At 66.5% G+C, this 1,668-nt stretch carries 1 protein-coding gene; it reads left to right on the top strand.

The features are described 5' to 3' along the window. Positions 1-68 precede the first annotated feature (68 nt). Positions 69-1,223 carry an IS110 family transposase gene (locus V6M61_RS08040; RefSeq protein ID WP_332776044.1) on the top strand — a complete coding sequence of 385 codons (1,155 nt, stop codon included), beginning with the start codon at positions 69-71 and terminating at the stop codon, positions 1,221-1,223. The last annotated feature ends 445 nt before the right edge of the window (positions 1,224-1,668 follow it).

Here is a 1,668-nt window from a genome sequence, read left to right on the forward strand (position 1 = left end):
CGTAGATGCTATGACTCGGGCCGTAATTGGTCCTAAGGTTGCTTGGCTACTTCACGAAAGGAGCCAACATGGAAACGACCCGAGTCAACGAGCAAGGTTACACCGGTTTGCCGACGCTGCTGATGGCGCTGGAGATCTGCGACAGCAGGTGGCACGTGCAGTTCAGGTGCGCCGGCGGCACGCGCGAGCGCCGCAAGACGGTGGCAGCGTGGGACAGGCAGACGCTGAAGGGGGAGATCGAGCGGGCCAAAGCGCGGCTTGGGCTACCGCCGCAAGCGCCGGTGCTCAGCTGCTACGAGGCGGGCCGGGATGCCTTCTCGATTCACCGCTGGCTGCTCAGCATTGGGGTGGACAGCCGCGTGGTTGATTCCGCCAGCATCGAAGTGAGCCAGCGCGCCAAGCGCGTCAAGACCGACCGGGTCGACCTGGGCAAGCTGATGGCGCTGCTGGCGCGTGTGCACAGTGGCGAGCTGCACGTGTGGCACGAGGTGCGCGTGCCCAGCGAGGAAGACGAGGATCGGCGCAGGCTGCACCGCGAACGCGAGCGGCTGCTCAAGGAGCGCACTGCGCTGGGCAACCGCATCGGCTCCTTGCTGGCCACGCAGGGCCTGCGACTGGCGCTCAAGCCGGGCTTTGCGCAGGAGTTGCAGCAGCTGCGCCGCTGGGACGGCCAGCCGCTGCCTGCGCAGCTGTGCGCCGAGCTGCTGCGGATGTGGCAGCGCCGCCAGCTCATCTCGCAGCAGGTGGTGCAGCTGGAGCGGCAACGCCGCAGCGAAATACTGCACGGCGGCGACGAGCGCAGCGCCGCCATGCGCGCGCTCATGCGGCTGTTTGCGGTCGGCGTGGACACCGCCTGGCTGTTGGACCGGGAGATCCTCGGCTGGCGCCAGATCGCCAACCGCAGGCAACTCGGGGCGCTCTGCGGCATGACCCCCACGCCTTACGCCAGTGGCGACAGCCTGCGTGAGCAGGGCATCAGCGGCGCGGGCAACCGGCGCGTGCGAACGGCTGCCGTCGAGCTAGCTTGGCGCTGGCTGCGTCTGCAGCCCGACAGTGACTTGGCCAAGTGGTTCATGAGCCGCTTTGGCACGGGTTCCAAGCGCATCAGGCGCATCGGCATCGTGGCCTTGGCGCGCAAGCTGCTGGTGGCGCTCTGGCGCTACCACCAGTTCGGCGTCATACCCGCCGGCGCACGCTTCAAGCCCGCGGGGCGTGAGCCATGATCGAAGCAGCGGTCACCAAGCTGGAATGCGGCAGTGCGCCGCATTCCAGCCACCACCAAGCCTACTGGCTTGACGGCGGCCTCAAGGGTGCGCTTCGCCGGGCTTCGCCCGCCCTTGACCCCGCCGTCAAGCCAACATCCCTACCCCAACGCCTGAACACACCGAAAAGAGAAGGACACCGCGCTTGAATTGATGGCAGTGCTTGGTCAGCCAGCCCGCGCCCACCCTGGGTTCACCCAGACCGTCGCATGTAGATGGGGCTTGCTGCCAAGGGGCTTTGCACAGCGCCTAGCGGCGCAAGCAGCATAGGGCATCGAGCGTCAGGCTCGTGCGGATAGAAGGTGATCGCGGCAATTGCCAGCATTCCTCAAAAAGCCCGCCAGCACTCAGCCAACTCAAGCCACCCAAAGCCACAACCTTGACACGAGTCATAGAAGGGTGGGCA

Origin of the sequence: Polaromonas sp. (assembly GCF_036676035.1) — a bacterium.
GTDB lineage: Bacteria > Pseudomonadota > Gammaproteobacteria > Burkholderiales > Burkholderiaceae_C > Polaromonas.

Excerpts from the sequence above, each read along its gene's own strand:
- V6M61_RS08040 (WP_332776044.1), top strand. The coding sequence starts at position 69 with ATGGAAACGACCCGAGTCAACGAGCAAGGTTACACCGGTTTGCCGACG.